We start from the raw sequence: 15658 nt of genomic DNA, 5'->3' as shown, positions 1-15658 counted from the left end.
AAGAGGCCTCACCGGTGCGCTGGGCGGCATGGCTAGGTTGCCCCTATGACGCTTCGCACAGCTCCACCCTTCCGCGCCGACCACGTCGGCAGCCTGCTCCGCCCGCCGGACCTGCTCGACGCCCGCTCCCGACGCGCCTCCGGCGAGATCGACGCCGAGGCGCTGCGCGAGGTCGAGGACGCCGCCATCCGCGACGTCGTCGCGCTGCAGGCGGCCTCGGGCATCCGGACGGCCACCGACGGGGAGTTCCGCCGGACCTCCTGGCACATGGACTTCATCTACCAGCTCGGTGGCATCGACAGCACCGACGAGAAGCTGGCCGTGCACTTCAAGAACGCCGGGGGCGACCTCGACTTCGAGTCTGCCGCGCTGAGCGTGCACGACAAGGTCTCGTTGACCGACACGATCTTCGGCGACGCGTTCGGGTTCCTGCAGGGCGTCGTGGCCGAGGGCCAGACGCCGAAGCTGACCATCCCCTCGCCCAACATGGTCCACTACCGCGGCGGTCGCGCTGCGATCGACGAGAAGGTCTACCCCGACCTCCAGCCGTTCTGGGCCGACCTCACCGCTGCGTACGCCGAGGAGGTGCGGCGGCTGGGCGACCTCGGCTGCACCTACCTGCAGCTCGACGACACCAGCCTGGCCTACCTCAACGACCCCGAGCAGCGGGCGATGGTCTCCGCGCAGGGCGGCGACCCCGACCACCTGCACGAGCAGTACGTCGCGAACGTCAACGCCGCCATCGCGGGGCGCCCCGAGGGCATGCAGGTGACCACGCACATGTGCCGCGGCAACTTCCGCTCCTCGTGGGCGGCCGAGGGTGGCTACGACTTCGTCGCCGAGGTGCTCTTCAGCCAGCTCGACGTCGACGGGTTCTTCCTGGAGTACGACGACGAGCGCTCGGGCGGCTTCGAGCCGCTGCGGTTCGTGCCGGAGGGCAAGCAGGTGGTGCTGGGGCTCATCACCACCAAGAGCGGTGAGCTGGAGGACAAGGACGCGGTCAAGAAGCGCATCGACGAGGCGGCGCAGTACGTGCCGCTCGAGCAGCTGTGCCTCTCGCCGCAGTGCGGCTTCTCCTCCACCGTGGAGGGCAACGTGCTCAGCGTCGAGGAGGAGAAGGCGAAGCTCGCGCTCATCGTGGAGATCGCCGATGAGGTCTGGGGAGGTCAGTGATGGGACTGCTGGACGGCATCGCCTGGGAGGGCAACGTCTTCACCGGCGGGCAGTGGCGCGCCGGAGGCGGGGGCGACTACGCCGTCGTCTCGCCGTCGACCGGCGAGGAGCTGGGCCGGATGGGGCAGGTCAGCGTCGCCGACGTCGCGGCGGCGGCCGAGTCCGCCGCCGAGGCGCAGCGGGAGTGGGCGGCGCTGCCGCACCCGGCCCGCGCGGCCGTGCTGCGTCGTGCCGGCGACCTGTGGGCCGAGCACGCCGAGGAGATCCGGGACTGGAACGTCCGCGAGGTCGGCTCGATCCCGCCGATGGCCGAGTTCGCCATCCACACGGCCGGCCAGGAGTGCTACGAGGCGGCGGCGCTGCCCAGCCACCCGATCGGCCAGCTGCTCGCGAGCGAGCAGCCCCGGCTGTCGATGGCCAAGCGCATGCCGGCCGGCGTCGTCACGGTCATCTCGCCCTTCAACGTGCCGATCATCCTCGGCATCCGCTCGGTGGCGCCGGCTCTGGCCCTGGGCAACGCCGTCCTGCTCAAGCCCGACCCGCGCACCGCGGTCACCGGCGGCACGCTGATGGCGCGGATCTTCCAGGAGGCCGGGCTGCCCGACGGCGTGCTGCAGATGCTGCCCGGTGGCGCCGACGTCGGCGAGGCGCTGGTGACCGACCCCCACGTGCGGGTCATCTCCTTCACCGGCTCCACCGCGGTGGGCCGCAGCATCGGCGAGCTGGCCGGCAAGCACCTCAAGCGCGCCCACCTCGAGCTGGGCGGCAACTCCGCCCTGCTGGTGCTCGACGACGCCGACGTGGAGCAGGCGGTCGGCCTGGCCGGTTGGGCCTCGTTCCTCAACCAGGGCCAGATCTGCATGACGACCGGCCGCTACTTCGTGGCCGAGCCGCTCTACGACGACTTCGTCGAGGCGATCACCGCCAAGGCCGGCCACCTGCCGGTCGGCGACCCGTCGACCGAGCAGGTCGTCATGGGCCCCGTCATCGACGAGCGCTCGCGCGACAAGATCCACGGCCTGGTCACCGCGAGCGTCGACCAGGGCGCCCGCCTGGCCACGGGCGGCGAGTACGACCGGCTGTTCTACCGCCCCACCGTGCTCGCCGACGTCCCGCTGACCTCTCCGGTCTTCACCGAGGAGATCTTCGGCCCCGTCGCTCCGGTCACGAAGGTCTCCGGGGTCGAGGACGCCATCCGGCTCGCCTCGTCGAGCGAGTACGGGCTGTCGCTGGGCATCGTCACCCGCGACGTCATGCACGGCCTGGCGGTGGCCGAGCAGATCCCGACCGGCATCGTCCACATCAACGACCAGACGGTCAACGACGAGGCGAACGCGCCCTTCGGCGGCGTCGGGGCGTCGGGCATCGGCCGGTTCGGCGGGGCGGAGGCCAACATCGAGGCCTTCACCGAGACCCGGTGGATCACCGTGCGCGGTGAGCCGGCACAGTACCCGTTCTAGGGGCCTCGACCTCGAGAGGCGCGGCGGCGGCGTTCCGTTGAGTGGAACGCCACCGTTCTCCGCGTGACGGGAGTCACTCCAGGCTGCGTGGGTGACCCGCACCGACACGCACACCCGACCCGGCGCGACGGCGAGCACGCCGTCGCGCCGGAGTCGCTCGAGCCGGACCTGGGGGCGCCGGCTGCTGCGTGACGAGCTCGGCGTGGTGGTCGTCCTGGCGCTGCTGGTGGTGGCGGTCGGCATCGTCCGCCCCGCCTTCCTGGGCACCGGCAACCTGCTCTCGACCGCGCAGAGCTCGTCCTACGTGGGGCTCATGGCCTGCGGGATGGTGTTCCCGCTGGCCATGCGCGAGGTCGACCTCTCCGTCGGCGGCAACTACGCCTTCGGGGTCGTGCTCGGGGCGGTCCTCATGCAGCACGGCTGGACGCCGTGGCTCGCGGCCGTGGCGCTGGTCGTCGCCTGCGCGTTGCTCGGCGCGCTGAACGGCATCGTCACCACCCTCATCGGTGCGCCGTCGTTCATCGTGACGCTGGCCTCGTCGCTGCTGTTCCGCGGCGGCGCGCTGGCGCTCGCGAACGGCAAGCAGATCGCCGACCTGCCGGCCGGCAGCTCCTTCTTCGACGTGGTCGGCGGCGACGTCGCCGGGGTGCCGACGTCGGTATGGGTGCTGGTGGTGTTCGCGGTCGTGCTGAGCGTCGTGTTCACGATGACCCGCTTCGGCGCCCAGGTGCGCGCCGTCGGGTCCAACCCGGCAGCAGCGGTCTACACGGGGCTGCCGATCGCCCGGGTCCGGGTGCTCGCGCTGACCGTCTCCGGCCTCGCCGCCGGCGTCGCAGCGGCGCTCGGGCTGGCGTTCTTCATCGCCGGCGACCCCACGATCGGTCAGGGCTACGAGCTCAGCGCCATCGCCGCCTGCATCATCGGCGGCACCCCGCTGATGGGCGGCAAGGGCTCCGTGCCGGGCGCCCTCATGGGCTCGCTGATCCTCTCGGTGGTGGCCACCGGCCTGGTGTTCTTCCACGTGCCGATCAACTTCACGACCTTCGCCACCGGCGCCGTCATCCTGCTCGCCGTCGCGCTCGACGCGGGCCTGCGCCGCTCCCGCGGCCGCGCTACCGCGACCTCGACCTCCACCTCGACCCCTGCCCCCGTCACGTCCACCGAGGAGAACCGATGAAGAAGAACCTGCTGCGCGCCGGCTGCGTCGCCGGCGTCATGGCGCTCGGCCTGAGCGCGTGCGGGAGCAGCGGCGGCTCGGGGTCGTCGTCGGACAAGAAGCTCGAGCTGGGCATGGCGGTGGCCAACATCAGCCTCAACTTCGCCTCCTCCATGGCCGACGGCGCCAAGCAGGCCGCCGCGCACTCGAAGAACGTCGACCTCAAGGTGGTGGGTCCGCCCAACACCGACGGCCCGGCCGAGCAGGCGCTGTTCTCCTCCCTGGTGAAGACCGCCACCGACGGCGTCGTGCTGGAGAACCTCGACCCGCCGATCTTCACCCGGCCCGCCGCGCAGGCCGTGCAGAGCGGGGTGAAGGTGGTCGCGCTCGACACCTCGCCCACCGACGGCAGCAAGGTCGACCTCTACGTCGGCAACGACAACTACGAGCTGGGCCAGATGCTGGCCGATGAGACCCTGAAGAACCTGGGCTCCAACACCAGCGGCACCGTCGTCGTCGGCGTGCCCAACCCCGGCACCCCGGTGCTGGACAGCCGTGCGAAGGGCATCAAGGACGAGCTGGAAGCGAAGGCGCCGAACATCAAGGTGCTCGGCCCCTACCAGACCTACTCCGACCCCAGCCAGAACTTCGGCGCCTGGCAGTCGCTGGTCAACGCCCACTCCGGCGCGCTGGCCTACCTCGGTGTCGGCGACGCCGACAGCTACGACCTGGCCAAGATCAAGCAGCAGCAGGGTGGGAAGTACCTCGTGGCCGGCTTCGACGTCGACGCCAAGACGTTGGAGTACGTCAAGCAGGGCGTGCTGTTCTGCACCCTGGACCCCGAGCACTTCCTCAAGGGCTACATCGCGATGAAGCTGCTCATCGACGGCAACCGCGGCAAGAAGATGCCGACGGGCTGGTTCAAGACGACGGGGTTGGTGGTGAACTCCGCCAACGTCGACTCGATCATCGCCCGGCAGAAGTCGCCGACGGCCGCCTACGACTTCTACGAGAAGCAGATCGACTCGATGCTGGGCGACGAGAAGGCCAACCTCAAGCCGCTGAAGGACGCGCGCTGACCGCCCGGGAGGTCCTTCTCGCCCGCGGCGTGGCCAAGTCCTACGGCGGGGTGGCCGCGCTGCGGGAGGGCCGGATCACGCTGCGCGAGGGTGAGATCCACGCGCTGGTGGGCGAGAACGGTGCGGGCAAGTCGACGTTCGTCAAGGTGCTGTGCGGCATCACGCCCAGCGACGCCGGTGAGGTCACCCTCGACGGGGCCCGGCTCAGCCTGGCCAACCCGCGCGAGGCGACCGCGCACGGCATCGGCTTCGTGGCCCAGGAGCTCAGCCTGTTCCCGGACCTCTCGGTGCGCGACAACCTCTTCCCGCTCAGCCCCGAGCGCCGTCTGGGGCTGGTCGACCGCAAGGCCCTCGACCGCCGCGCTGCGCCCGTGCTGGAGCGGCTCGGACTCGGCGTCGACCCCGCCGGCGCTGTCGGCGACCTCGACCTGGCCGACCGCCAGCTGCTGGAGATCGGCCGCGCGATGCTGAGCGACCCGCGCGTCCTGGTGCTCGACGAGCCGACGTCGGCCCAGGGCCGCGACAGCGTCGAGCGGCTGGTCGGGGTGCTGCGTGGACTGGCCGACGACGGCATGGCGCTGCTCTACATCTCCCACTTCCTCGAGGAGGTGCTGAGCCTCGCCGACCGGGTGACCGTGCTCCGCGACGGCCGCACGGTGCTCGACGACGTCGCGCGGCCCGAGGTCGACCTCGACCGGCTGGTCGTCGCCATGATCGGCGAGCAGCCGACGGGAGAGGCGGCCCGGCCGGCGCCGGCCGAGATGCGTGAGGCCGACGACCGCCGGCTGCGGCTGGTCGACGTCGAGGTGCCCGGCCGGTTGCACGGGGTGTCGCTGGAGGTGGCGCCCGGCGAGATCGTCGGGGTCGCCGGGCTACAGGGCGCGGGTCACGTCGACGTCCTGCGGGCGGTGTGCGGGCAGGTCCGGCCCAGTGCCGGGCGGGTGCGGCTGCCGGGCGGACGTCAGCCGCGGAGCCTGCGCGACGCGCTGTGCCACGGCGTCGGCCTGGTCCCCAGCGACCGCAAGGGCGTGGGCCTGATGCTCGACCGGTCGGCGTGGGAGAACGTCGCGGCGGCGCGGTGGCTCGGGATCGGCCGGGGCGGCCCGTGGTTGCGACGCTCGGCCGAGCGCGCACGGGCTGTGGAGGTGCTGGGCTCGCTCGGTTTCCGAGGCGACCTCGACGCGCCCACGCAGGAGCTCTCCGGGGGCAACCAGCAGAAGGTCGTCTTCGCCAAGTGGCTGGAGACCGATCCGGCCGTGATGGTGCTCGACGACCCCACGCGCGGCGTCGACATCGGCGCCCGGGCGGAGATGCACGACGTCATCCGGCGGCTCGCGGCTCGCGGCCGCGCGGTGCTGCTCGCCTCCTCCGATCTCGCCGAGCTCTGCGAGCTGTGCGACCGTGTGGCAGTGCTGCAGCGAGGCCGCATCGTCGCCGAGCTGGGCGGAGCCGACCTCGAGCAGCTGGGCCTGAGCCGAGCGATGAACGCCGGCTTCGTCGCGGGGGTGGTGTCGTGAACGCCCACCCGAGCGACGCCCGGCGCACCTCAGTGCTTGGCGAACCCGCCGTCGACGTTGATGGCCTGGCCGGTCACGAAGCCGCTGCCCTCGTCGCAGAGGAACAGCAGGGTGGAGACGAGGTCCTCGGGCTCCTCGGCCCGCGGCACGGCCTGGTTGCCGACCACGCGGGGGAAGTCCTCGTTGACCGCGCTGCTCAGCGCGGTCTCGGTGCGCGTGAGCCCGGGCGTCATGGCGTTCACCGTGACGCCGGTGTGGCCGACCTCGGTGGCCAGGCTGCGCACCATGGCGACCAGGGCGCCCTTGGACGCGGTGTAGGCGACCATGCCGGGTGGGCCCAGCCAGACCACCGCGCTGGCCACCATCACCACCCGGCCGTAGCCGGCCTCGATCATGCCCGGGAGCAGGGCACGCGTGATGAGGAACGTGCCCTCGACGTTGAGCCGGTGGATCCGGCGCCACTCCTCGAGGCTGGTCTCGAGGAACGGGATCGAGGGGAAGATCCCGGCGTTGTTCACCACGATGTCGACCTGGCCCACCTGCGCGGCCAGCGCCGCGCAGTCGGCCTCCGAGGTGACGTCGGCTCTCACCGCGACGTAGTGGGCGCCGGTGGTCTGCACCGCCGCCTGCACCCGGGACTGGTCGGCGAGGTCGACGCCCACCACCGTCGTTGCTCCCGCCTCGGCCAGGCCCACGCAGAAGGCGTGCCCCAGACCACCGGCTGCTCCCGTCACGACGGCCGTTCGTCCTGCGATCCCGTTCACCCGGCCCAGTGTGGTCGGCGCCGTGCGGAGCCGACGGCCACGCGTTCCGGACAGCGGAACGGAGGAGGACGATGAGACTCTCCGAGGTGGTCGTGGAGGTGCTCCGCGACGAGGGTGTCGACCGGGTCTTCGGCAACCCCGGCACGACCGAGCTGCCGCTGGTCGACAGCCTGGTGGGCGCCGACGCGCTGCCCTACACGCTCGGCGTCCACGAGGGCCCGCTGGTGGCGATGGCCGACGGCTACGCCCGGGCCACTCGACGCACGTCGTTCGTCAACCTGCACGTCGCCGCCGGCACCGCCAACGGTCTGATCGGGATGCTGAACGCGATGCGTTCGCGCATCCCGCTGGTCGTCGTCGCCGGGCAGCAGGACAGCCGGCACCTGGTGCAGGAGCCGATGCTCGCCGGCGACCTGGTCGGTCTCGCCGCGGCCGCCTGCAAGCACGCCGAGGAGGCCCGCCGCGCGCAGGACGTCCCGACGATGCTGCGTCGCGCGTTCCGGGCGGCCGCCACCCCGCCGTGCGGGCCGGTGTTCGTGTCGGTGCCTATGGACCTGATGGAGGAGGACGTCGAGGGGATCCCACCCGGGTCGGTGCTCGAGCCCGGAGAGCCGGCGCTCGACCTCGACCGCGCCGTGCAGCTGCTGCGCGAGGCGCAGCGCCCGGCGATCGTCGCCGGTGACGGCATCGGCCGGTCGGGCGGCGTCGACGCTGCGGTACGGCTGGTCGAGTCGCTCGGCGCGGTGGTCTACGGCGCCCCGATGTACGACCAGCTGGACTTCCCGCTCGACCACCCCGCCTACGCCGGCATGCTGGTGCCCGAGAACGAGCGCATCCGCGCCGTCCTGGACCGCCACGACGTCGTGCTGCTGGCCGGCCTGCGCGCCTTCGTGCCCCACCACTACTCCGATCCGCCCGCCGTGGGACCGGGCACCCGGTTGCTGCAGATCGACGAGGATCCGGCCACCGTCGGGCGCACCTACCCGGTCGAGGTCGGTCTGGTCGGCGCGGTGGGACCGGTGCTGGCCGGCCTCGCGGAAGCGTTCTCGGCGACCTCGCGGGAGTACGCACCCGTCCCGCCGGCACCGCTGGCGTCCGAGACCGGGCGTCTGAGCCCCCGGGCGGCCGCGGGCGCGCTCGCCGCCGGCCTGCCCGAGGGCGCGGTGCTCGTGGAGGAGTCGATCACCACCGGACTACTGCTGCGCGAACGGCTGCGGCTGCGCGAGCCCGGGTCGTTCCAGCACACCGTCGGGGGCGGCCTGGGGTGGGGGATCGGTGCCGCCGTGGGGGTGGCGTTGGGACGTCCCGACCGACCGGTGGTGGCGGCGCTGGGCGATGGCTGCGCCATGTTCGGTCTGCAGGGGCTGTGGACCGCCGCCAGGGAGGGGACGTCGACCACCTTCGTGGTGTTCGCCAACGGCGAGTACCGCACGCTCAAGCAGACCCTCACCACGATGCGTGGGGGAGAGCAGGAGAAGTTCGTGGGCATGGACCTCGAGCCGCCCCGGGTCGCCTGGACCGACCTGTCCGCCGCCCTCGGTGTCCCCGGGGTCGTGGCCGAGAGCACCGACCACCTGACCGCGCTGGTCGGCCGGGCCGGGCACGGTGACGGTCCGCTGTTGATCGAGGTGCCCGTGACGCCCTACGAGGGGCCGGCGCCGGCCTCGTCGTAGGGCGCGCCGCTGCTGGCCAGCCGGCGGCCCAGGCTCAGCGTCGCGGTGCGGATGGCCGGGGCCAGCCGGTGCGGGTCGACCCGGCCGGCGCGGCCGGTCACCGAGATCGCGGCGATGGCGGCGCCCCGTGCGTCGAGCACCGGCGCCGCCACGGAGACGACGCCGACGTGGGTCTCCTCGTCGTTGACCGCGTAGCCGCGCTCGGCGGCCCCTCGCAGCTGCTGCAGGAACATCCCGGGCATGGTGACCGTGCGCGGCGTCAGCCGGGTCAGCCCGGCCTGGAGCACGTCGTGCACCACCTCGGGTGCGGCGTGGGCCAAGATCGCCTTGCCGATCGACGTGCTGTGGGCCGGCAGCGTGTCGCCGACCCGCAGCACCACGTCGGAGGAGCGGTGGCCCTGCACGCGGGCGAGGTAGAGCACCTCACGGCCGTGCAGGACGCCCAGGTTGACGTTCTCGTGCGTGGCCTCGTACAGGTCCTCCAGGTAGGGCACCGCCATGGCCCGCAGGCTGAACTGGTGCGGCACCCGCTCGCCGAGGACGAACAGTCGCATCCCGAGGCGGTAGCCGTTCTCGCAGCGCTCGAGCACGCCGTGCTCGACGAGGTCGCCGGCGATGCGGTGCACCGTCGCCTTGGGCAGCCCCGTGCGGCGCGTCAGCTCGGCCAGGCTCACCTGCCACTCGGCGTGCTCGAAGGCCTCGACGACGTCGAGCACCCGGCCGATCACCGACCGGGCGGGCTGGTTCACCGGCCCGCTGCGGTGACCTCGGCGCGGTAGTGGCGCACGATCCGGCTGAACTCCTCGGGGTCGACCGCCGAGGCCGGGATGACCAGCTCGGTGCCGTTGGGCCGGGTGATGGTGGTGCGCCAGTTGCGGGAGTCGATGTCGTCGTCGACCTCGATCACCAGCTTCGGGCTGCGCAGGTCGAAGCGCTCGCCGTCGGAGCCGCGGGAGACCTCCAGCACCGACCCGCTCAGCGAGACCACCGTCGGGGTCCAGCTCAGCAGGCCCCACCAGAAGGCCAGGGCGAATCCGGTGACACCGGCCGCGATGCCCGTAGCGGCCTGGCTACCCTTGGAGACGGCCCAGAAGATCGCCACGACGGCGAGGATCGCCGCCGCCACGAACAGCACACCGAGGATGGGTCGGTAGGCGCCGCGAGGCTTGTACTCCACGAACGGCGGGATCTCGGGGCTGCCGGGCCGTTCCGCCGCGGCCGACGCCGATGCGGCCGGTGCGCCCGGTGCGCCCGGTGCGGTCGGTTCCGCGACCGCCGGCTGCGTGGTGGTGACGTCGGGGTCGGCGGCCGGGCTCGGGGCGGCAGCGGGCTCGGCGTAGAGCGAGGCGTACGGGTCCGCGGCCGAAGCGGTGGTGTCGGCCTCGGGTGCGGGCCAGCCGTCGTCGCTGGTCTGGTCGCCCGTCTGGTCGCCCGTCTGGTCGCCCGTCTGGTCCTCGGCGCTGGTGTGGTCGTCGGCCGGGTCGACCGCCGGCTGGGTGCCCGTCGGCCAGACCTCCTCAGCCTCCTCGGGCGTCTGCGCGACCGGTGCCGCCGGGGCCGACCATGCCGGCGCCTCGGTCACCACCGGTGCGGCCACTGCTGCCGGCGCCGGGGCGGTGTCGGCGGGGACGTCGATGGGCTCGCCGACCTCGGCGTCCCAGCCCTGGCCGTCGTCGGAGAACCAGGTGTAGCCGCCGTCGCGGGAGACCCAGCGCAGCCCCTGGTCGTCGTACCACTCCTGGTAGTCGTGGTCCTCGGGCTCAGGTTCGGGTTCGGGCTCGCGCTGCGGTTCCGGCGTTGCCGCCTGCGGCTCCGGCTCGGAGGGCGCCCCGCTCTCCTCGACGTCGTACAGGGTCCAGTCGAAGTACTGGGTGGCGTCGGGGTCCCAGGCGGGCTCGACAGCGCCGCCGGGCTGGGTGGGAGCGGGGTCGGGCACCGAGAACAACGACGGCGCTTCGGTGGCCGGCTCCTCGGCCTCCCAGGCCACGTCGTGCTCCACCAGATCAGACTGGGCCAGATCAGACTCGATCGGCTCGGGCTCCGGCTCGCTGTCGCGGGTCAGGCCCATCTTGGCCAGCAGGCCCCGCTTGCGGGGGGCGGCGTCCTCGTCGCTGGCCTGATCGGTCTCGGGGGTGGTGTCGGTGGTGTCGGCGCTGGTCTCGTCGGTGGTGGGAACCGGTGCCGGGCTCCAGGCCACCGTCTGCTCGCCGGGCGGCTCGACGTCGACCGGAGCGGGCTCGGCGAACGAGGCCGCCTCGGGCTCCGGGGTCGGCTCCGGCTCGGGGGTCGGCTCGGGCTCCGGCTCGACCGCGACCGGCTCGGGTTCGAGCTCGACCGCAACCGGCTCGGGCTCGGGCTCGACCGCGACCGGCTCGGGTTCGGGCTCGACCGCAACCGGCTCGGGCTCGGGCTCGGACATCCACCCGGCCAGCTCGTTGCTGCCCTGGGCTCGGATGTAGGACTCGAAGTCGTCCAGGCTCCAGTGCGTCGTGGCGCTGAGGTCCAGTCCCTGGCGGGGCCGCAGCGGTGTCGGCTCCTCGACCGGCGACTCCTCCTCGGCGACCGGCTCGGTGGCCGGCTCCTCGGCGGGTTCCTCGACCGGCTCGTCGGCGGGGGCCGCGGCGGCCGGACTCTGCGACCAGCCGTCCTCGCGTCCCAGCTGGTCGAGCACGTCCTCCGCGGTCTGGGCGGCACCGAAGGAGGCCCAGCCGCGTTCGCGGGTCTCGTCGGCGTCCGAGATCTCCGAGGAGTCGGTCAGCGGCTCGGTCGCCACCGGGGAGTCGGTCTCGAGCTGTGGGTCGGTCTCGGGCTGGACGTCGGTCCACTCGGACTCGATCGACTCGTCCCACGGCTCGTCGAGCAGGCTCTCGTCCTGCAAGGCCGCCGGAGCCTCGACGGGAGGGGCAGGTGCGGGAGTGGGCTCTGGGGTGGGCTCGGGGGCGAGCTCGGGTGCGAGCTCGGGGGTGGGCTCGGGTTCCGCGACCTGTCCGACGGCCTGCGTGACCGCCCGCTCGTCGTAGGGCCACCACTCGGCCTCGCCCGTCTCGGGGGCGTCCTCGGTCTCGGGCCACAGCGTCGGATCGCTCGCGGCGGCGGTCTCCGTCGTCTGCTCCGAGGTCGGCTCGGGCTCCTGCGCCGTCTGCTCGGGCGTCTGCTCGGTGGACGTGCTGGCGCCGCCTCCGACCCACATCTGCAGCAGGTCTGCGGCGGCGGCCGGACGCGCGCCGGTACTCCCGTTGCCGCCCTCGCGGGGCGACGGCGGGGTGCGGGGACCCTCGGACGTCACGCGCCCACCTTTCTGACTCCGATGTGACCAGACAGGTCCATCCTGTCTCATCCACCACAGGATCGCAGAACGAACCCACCATCGCGAGCAGGCGATTCGTGGGCGTTCACCTGTTCTTCATGACTGCGCGCACCCCTGTGGGGGGTGATCTGGGCCGGTCTCTTGCTAGGCTGGGAGGTGCAGAAGAGGCAAGTTCCAGCGGTTACATCAACGCCAGTTGGGGTTTTGTCGGCCAACGGCGTTTCTCTTTGCTTTGCGAGGCGGGACGGCGTGCACCGCTTCTGCGGGGGCGACCCGACCCGGGTCCGCCTCGCGCCTCACATGAAACAAGGAGTACAACCAGCATGGCTCAAGGCACGGTCAAGTGGTTCAACGCCGAGAAGGGCTTCGGCTTCATCGCCCAGGAGAACGGTGGCGACGACGTCTTCGTCCACTACTCGGCGATCCAGACGCAGGGATACAAGTCGCTGGACGAGAACCAGAAGGTCGAGTTCGACGTCACCCAGGGCCCCAAGGGCCCGCAGGCGGAGAACGTCCGCCCGCTCTAGTCGGAACCGCTGAGGTCACGGACCTCGCCCCGGACCCCCGGGGCGAGGTCCGTTGCCGTTTTCTCCCCGCCCAGGGAACCTTTGTAGTGTCTGGACCGGTTGATCTTGTCGAGCGGTTGGGTGTTTTGCCCGGTCTGCGGCGGGGAATCAGGAAGTCAAGGGTCGCAGGAGTGGGAGGGACGGATGGACGATCAGTTCGACGTGTCCCTCGAGGACGACGAGATGCTGGACGAGGTGGAGCTGACCGCGAACCTGATGGTCGCCGCCAACCGGGCCGATCGGCCGCTGAGCCAGCAGGAGATCGACGAGGTCCTCGGGGTCAGACCGGAGCTCCCTCGTCAGCGCACGGTGAATGACCGGCCCGACACCGTGCGCCACTGAGGGCCCCCACCCGGATCAGCCCCTCGCTCCTCCGACCACCCCGCCGCTCACGGCCGGGCGGCGTGCCTGCGCAGTCGCAGCGAGTTCGCCACCACGCAGACGCTGGAGGCCGCCATCGCCGCGCCGGCGACCATCGGGTTCAGCAGGCCCGCCGCCGCGAGCGGGATGCCCAGGACGTTGTAGCCGAAGGCCCAGCCCAGGTTCTGTCGGATCACCCGCAGGGTGCGCCGCGAGAGCCGTAGCGCCTGGCCCAGCTGCGCCACCGAGCCGCGGACCAGCGTGATGTCGGCGGTCTCGATGGCCACCGCCGATCCCGAGCCCATGGCCACCGCGAGGTCGGCCGCGGCCAGCGCGGCCGCGTCGTTCACGCCGTCGCCGACCATGGCCACCACGTGGCCCTGCTGCTGTAGCCGCTGCACCTCCTCGAGCTTGCCCTCGGGGCGGACCCCGGCGACGACCTCGTCGATCCCGGTCGCCGCGGCGACCTGTTGGGCGACCGCCGCGTGGTCGCCGGTGAGCAGCCGCACCTGGAGTCCCAGCTCCCGCAGGTCCGCGACGGCGGCGGCGGACTCCTCCCGCAGCGCGTCGCCGATCTCGAGCACCGCCTGCGGGACGTCGTCGACCCTGACCAGGACCGCGGTCCGTCCCGACCGCGACGCGTGCTCGACGGCCTGCGCCAGCGGGTCGGGGAGGTCGCCGTCGGTGCGGGTGACGGTGACCGCGTGGCCCTCGACGCGACCCGTGACGCCGAACCCCGGCTGGTTGGCGAAGCCCTCGACCCGGGCGCCGGCCGGATCGGTGTAGGAGGCCACGGCGCGGGCGAGCGGGTGCTCGCTGGACGCCTCCAGGGCCGCGGCGAGCCGCAGCGCGTCGTCGTCGAGGGCGGTGACGTCGTGCACGGTCATCTCGCCGGTGGTCAAGGTGCCCGTCTTGTCGAGCAGGACGGTATCGATGCGCCGGGCGGTCTCGAGCACCTCGGCCCGGCGGATGACGATGCCGAGCCGTGCGGCGCGTCCGGTGCCGACCAGCAGTGCCGTGGGCGTGGCGAGTCCGAGGGCGCAGGGGCAGGCGATGACCAGCACGGCGACAGCGGCGGTGAAGGCGTCGTCGACGGGCTGACCGGTCAGCAGCCACCCGGCCAAGGTGAGCACCGCGATCGCCAGGACGACGGGTACGAAGACGGCCGAGACCCGGTCGGCCAGCCGCTGCACGGGGGCCTTCCCGGCTTGGGCGCGCTCGACCACCGAGGCGATGCGGGCGAGCACGGTGTCGGCGCCGACCCGCGTCACGCGGACGACCAGGCGGCCGTCGGCGTTGACCGTGCTGCCGACGACCTCGTCGCCGACGGCCTTGTCGACCGGCAGGCTCTCACCGGTGACCAGGGACTCATCGACCGCCGAGCTGCCCTCGACCACGACGCCGTCGGCCGGCACCTGCTCGCCGGGGCGCACCAGGACGGTCGCGCCGACGTCGAGCCGGTCGACCGGCACGTGGTGCTCGCTGCCGTCGGGCGCCACGACGACGGCGTCGCGCGCGCCGAGGCTGAGCAGCTCGCGCAGCGCGGCCCCGGCACTGGACTTCGCGCGTGCCTCCAGCCAGTGCCCGAGCAGCAGGAAGGTGGTCACGGTGGCCGCGACCTCCAGGTAGAGGTGGCCCTCGCCGCGCAGCAGCGAGACGACCGACCACCCCAACGCGGCCAGGGTGCCCAGCGAGACGAGCGTGTCCATCGTCGAGGTGCCGTGCCGGGCGTTGACCAGCGCGGCGCGGTGGAAGATCCAGCCGGCGCCGAGCACCACCGGCAGCGTGAGCACCAGCGCCGTCCACTGCGCCCAGGCGTGGTCACCCAGGGGGGTCATCGTCAGCGCGACGACCACGACGGTGGCCGGCGCCGCGACGAGCAGCCGGCGCAGCAGCTGGGTGCCGTTGGCGGCCTCGAGGTCCTCGCCGCGGGCGTCGGCTGCCGGTACCGAGGCGCGGTAGCCGGTCTCGTCGACGGCCGCGATGAGCGCATCGGGGTCGGCGTGCGTCGGGTCGTAGTCGACCGAGGCCGAGGCCGTGGCCAGGTTGACGCTCGCCTGGACGCCCGGCAGGCCGTTCAGCTTGTTCTCGACGTGGCTGACGCACGAGGCGCACGTCATGCCCTCCACGCGCAGGTCGACGTGGCTTCGTTCCCGGGTCTCGCTCATGTGGTGTGCTCCTAGCTCTTGAGCAGTCGGGCGATGGCGGCGCCGGCCTCGGCGACCTTCGCGTCGGCCTCGGCGCGGCCCTCGCTGGATCCGTCGGCCGCGCGCCCCACGGCGTCGCTCACGCAGTGCGCGAGGTGGTCCTGCACCAGCCCGACGGCCACTCCCTGCAGCGCGCGGTTGACCGCGGAGACCTGCGTGAGCACGTCGATGCAGTACGTGTCGTCCTCGACCATGCGCTGCAGGCCGCGGACCTGGCCCTCGATGCGGCGCAGCCGACGCAGGTACGCGGCCTTGGTGTCGGTGTAGCCCGGAGTGGTCGTCACCCCTCGATACTACATACCCCCCCGGGGTATTCAACCGGTGGCGACGATGCGTCGAGCCGAGGAGGTGGTTACGCTCGTCGGGCCATCCGCTGCTCATCAGGAGTTCATCACC

At 72.6% G+C, this 15658-nt stretch carries 13 protein-coding genes; 8 read left to right on the top strand and 5 right to left on the bottom strand.

Features of this window, described 5'->3' with window-relative positions:
• Positions 1 to 45 precede the first annotated feature (45 nt).
• The 5 genes from D9V37_RS16230 to D9V37_RS16210 all read left to right on the top strand — a co-directional run bounded on the left by D9V37_RS16230 (position 46) and on the right by D9V37_RS16210 (position 6385).
• Positions 46 to 1173 carry a 5-methyltetrahydropteroyltriglutamate--homocysteine S-methyltransferase gene (locus D9V37_RS16230; RefSeq protein ID WP_121807205.1) on the top strand — a complete coding sequence of 376 codons (1128 nt, stop codon included), beginning with the start codon at positions 46 to 48 and terminating at the stop codon, positions 1171 to 1173.
• Complete coding sequence (locus D9V37_RS16225) at positions 1173 to 2633, top strand: aldehyde dehydrogenase family protein (protein WP_121807204.1); 1461 nt, start codon at positions 1173 to 1175, stop codon at positions 2631 to 2633. The genes D9V37_RS16230 and D9V37_RS16225 overlap by 1 nt, the downstream gene beginning before the upstream one ends.
• Positions 2634 to 2724: 91 nt before the next feature.
• A complete protein-coding gene (locus D9V37_RS16220) occupies positions 2725 to 3810 on the top strand; it encodes an ABC transporter permease (protein ID WP_121807203.1) in 1086 nt (361 codons plus the stop codon).
• Complete coding sequence (locus D9V37_RS16215; RefSeq protein ID WP_121807202.1) at positions 3807 to 4868, top strand: sugar ABC transporter substrate-binding protein; 1062 nt, start codon at positions 3807 to 3809, stop codon at positions 4866 to 4868. The genes D9V37_RS16220 and D9V37_RS16215 overlap by 4 nt, the downstream gene beginning before the upstream one ends.
• A 29-nt stretch (positions 4869 to 4897) precedes the next feature.
• Positions 4898 to 6385: a sugar ABC transporter ATP-binding protein gene (locus D9V37_RS16210; RefSeq protein ID WP_198412606.1), complete on the top strand. Its 1488-nt coding sequence runs from the start codon at positions 4898 to 4900 to the stop codon at positions 6383 to 6385.
• Positions 6386 to 6414: 29 nt separating this feature from the next.
• Here D9V37_RS16210 and D9V37_RS16205 read toward each other — a convergent pair whose 3' ends face one another.
• Positions 6415 to 7119: an SDR family NAD(P)-dependent oxidoreductase gene (locus D9V37_RS16205; RefSeq protein ID WP_198412605.1), complete on the bottom strand. Its 705-nt coding sequence runs from the start codon at positions 7117 to 7119 to the stop codon at positions 6415 to 6417.
• Positions 7120 to 7220: 101 nt separating this feature from the next.
• Here D9V37_RS16205 and D9V37_RS16200 point away from each other — a divergent pair, with 101 nt between their 5' ends.
• Positions 7221 to 8822 carry a thiamine pyrophosphate-binding protein gene (locus tag D9V37_RS16200; protein ID WP_121807200.1) on the top strand — a complete coding sequence of 534 codons (1602 nt, stop codon included), beginning with the start codon at positions 7221 to 7223 and terminating at the stop codon, positions 8820 to 8822.
• Here the strand turns inward: D9V37_RS16200 and D9V37_RS16195 are convergent.
• Entirely contained in the window at positions 8792 to 9571 is a 780-nt protein-coding gene (locus D9V37_RS16195; protein ID WP_121807199.1) for an IclR family transcriptional regulator, read from the bottom strand. The two genes, D9V37_RS16200 and D9V37_RS16195, sit on opposite strands and share 31 nt — an antisense overlap.
• A complete protein-coding gene (locus D9V37_RS20300; protein WP_158604499.1) occupies positions 9568 to 12108 on the bottom strand; it encodes a hypothetical protein in 2541 nt (846 codons plus the stop codon). The genes D9V37_RS16195 and D9V37_RS20300 overlap by 4 nt, the downstream gene beginning before the upstream one ends.
• A 344-nt stretch (positions 12109 to 12452) precedes the next feature.
• Between D9V37_RS20300 and D9V37_RS16185 the strand changes: the two genes are divergently transcribed.
• Both D9V37_RS16185 and D9V37_RS16180 read left to right on the top strand, forming a co-directional pair.
• Complete coding sequence (locus D9V37_RS16185; protein ID WP_121807198.1) at positions 12453 to 12656, top strand: cold-shock protein; 204 nt, start codon at positions 12453 to 12455, stop codon at positions 12654 to 12656.
• 183 nt (positions 12657 to 12839) lie between these two features.
• On the top strand, positions 12840 to 13037 hold the full coding sequence (locus tag D9V37_RS16180) for a hypothetical protein (protein ID WP_121807197.1): 198 nt from the start codon (positions 12840 to 12842) through the stop codon (positions 13035 to 13037).
• 47 nt (positions 13038 to 13084) lie between these two features.
• Here D9V37_RS16180 and D9V37_RS16175 read toward each other — a convergent pair whose 3' ends face one another.
• Both D9V37_RS16175 and D9V37_RS16170 read right to left on the bottom strand, forming a co-directional pair.
• Positions 13085 to 15223, bottom strand: a complete 2139-nt coding sequence (locus D9V37_RS16175; protein ID WP_121807196.1) for a heavy metal translocating P-type ATPase — start codon at positions 15221 to 15223, stop codon at positions 13085 to 13087.
• Positions 15224 to 15234: 11 nt separating this feature from the next.
• A complete protein-coding gene (locus tag D9V37_RS16170) occupies positions 15235 to 15546 on the bottom strand; it encodes a metal-sensitive transcriptional regulator (RefSeq protein ID WP_121807195.1) in 312 nt (103 codons plus the stop codon).
• Between the last annotated feature and the right edge of the window lie 112 nt (positions 15547 to 15658).

It is taken from the genome of Nocardioides mangrovicus, assembly GCF_003674065.1.
GTDB classification, from domain to species: Bacteria; Actinomycetota; Actinomycetes; order Propionibacteriales; family Nocardioidaceae; genus Marmoricola; species Marmoricola mangrovicus.
Note: the sequence above shows the minus strand (reverse complement) of the source record. Positions and strands in the feature narration are given on the sequence as shown.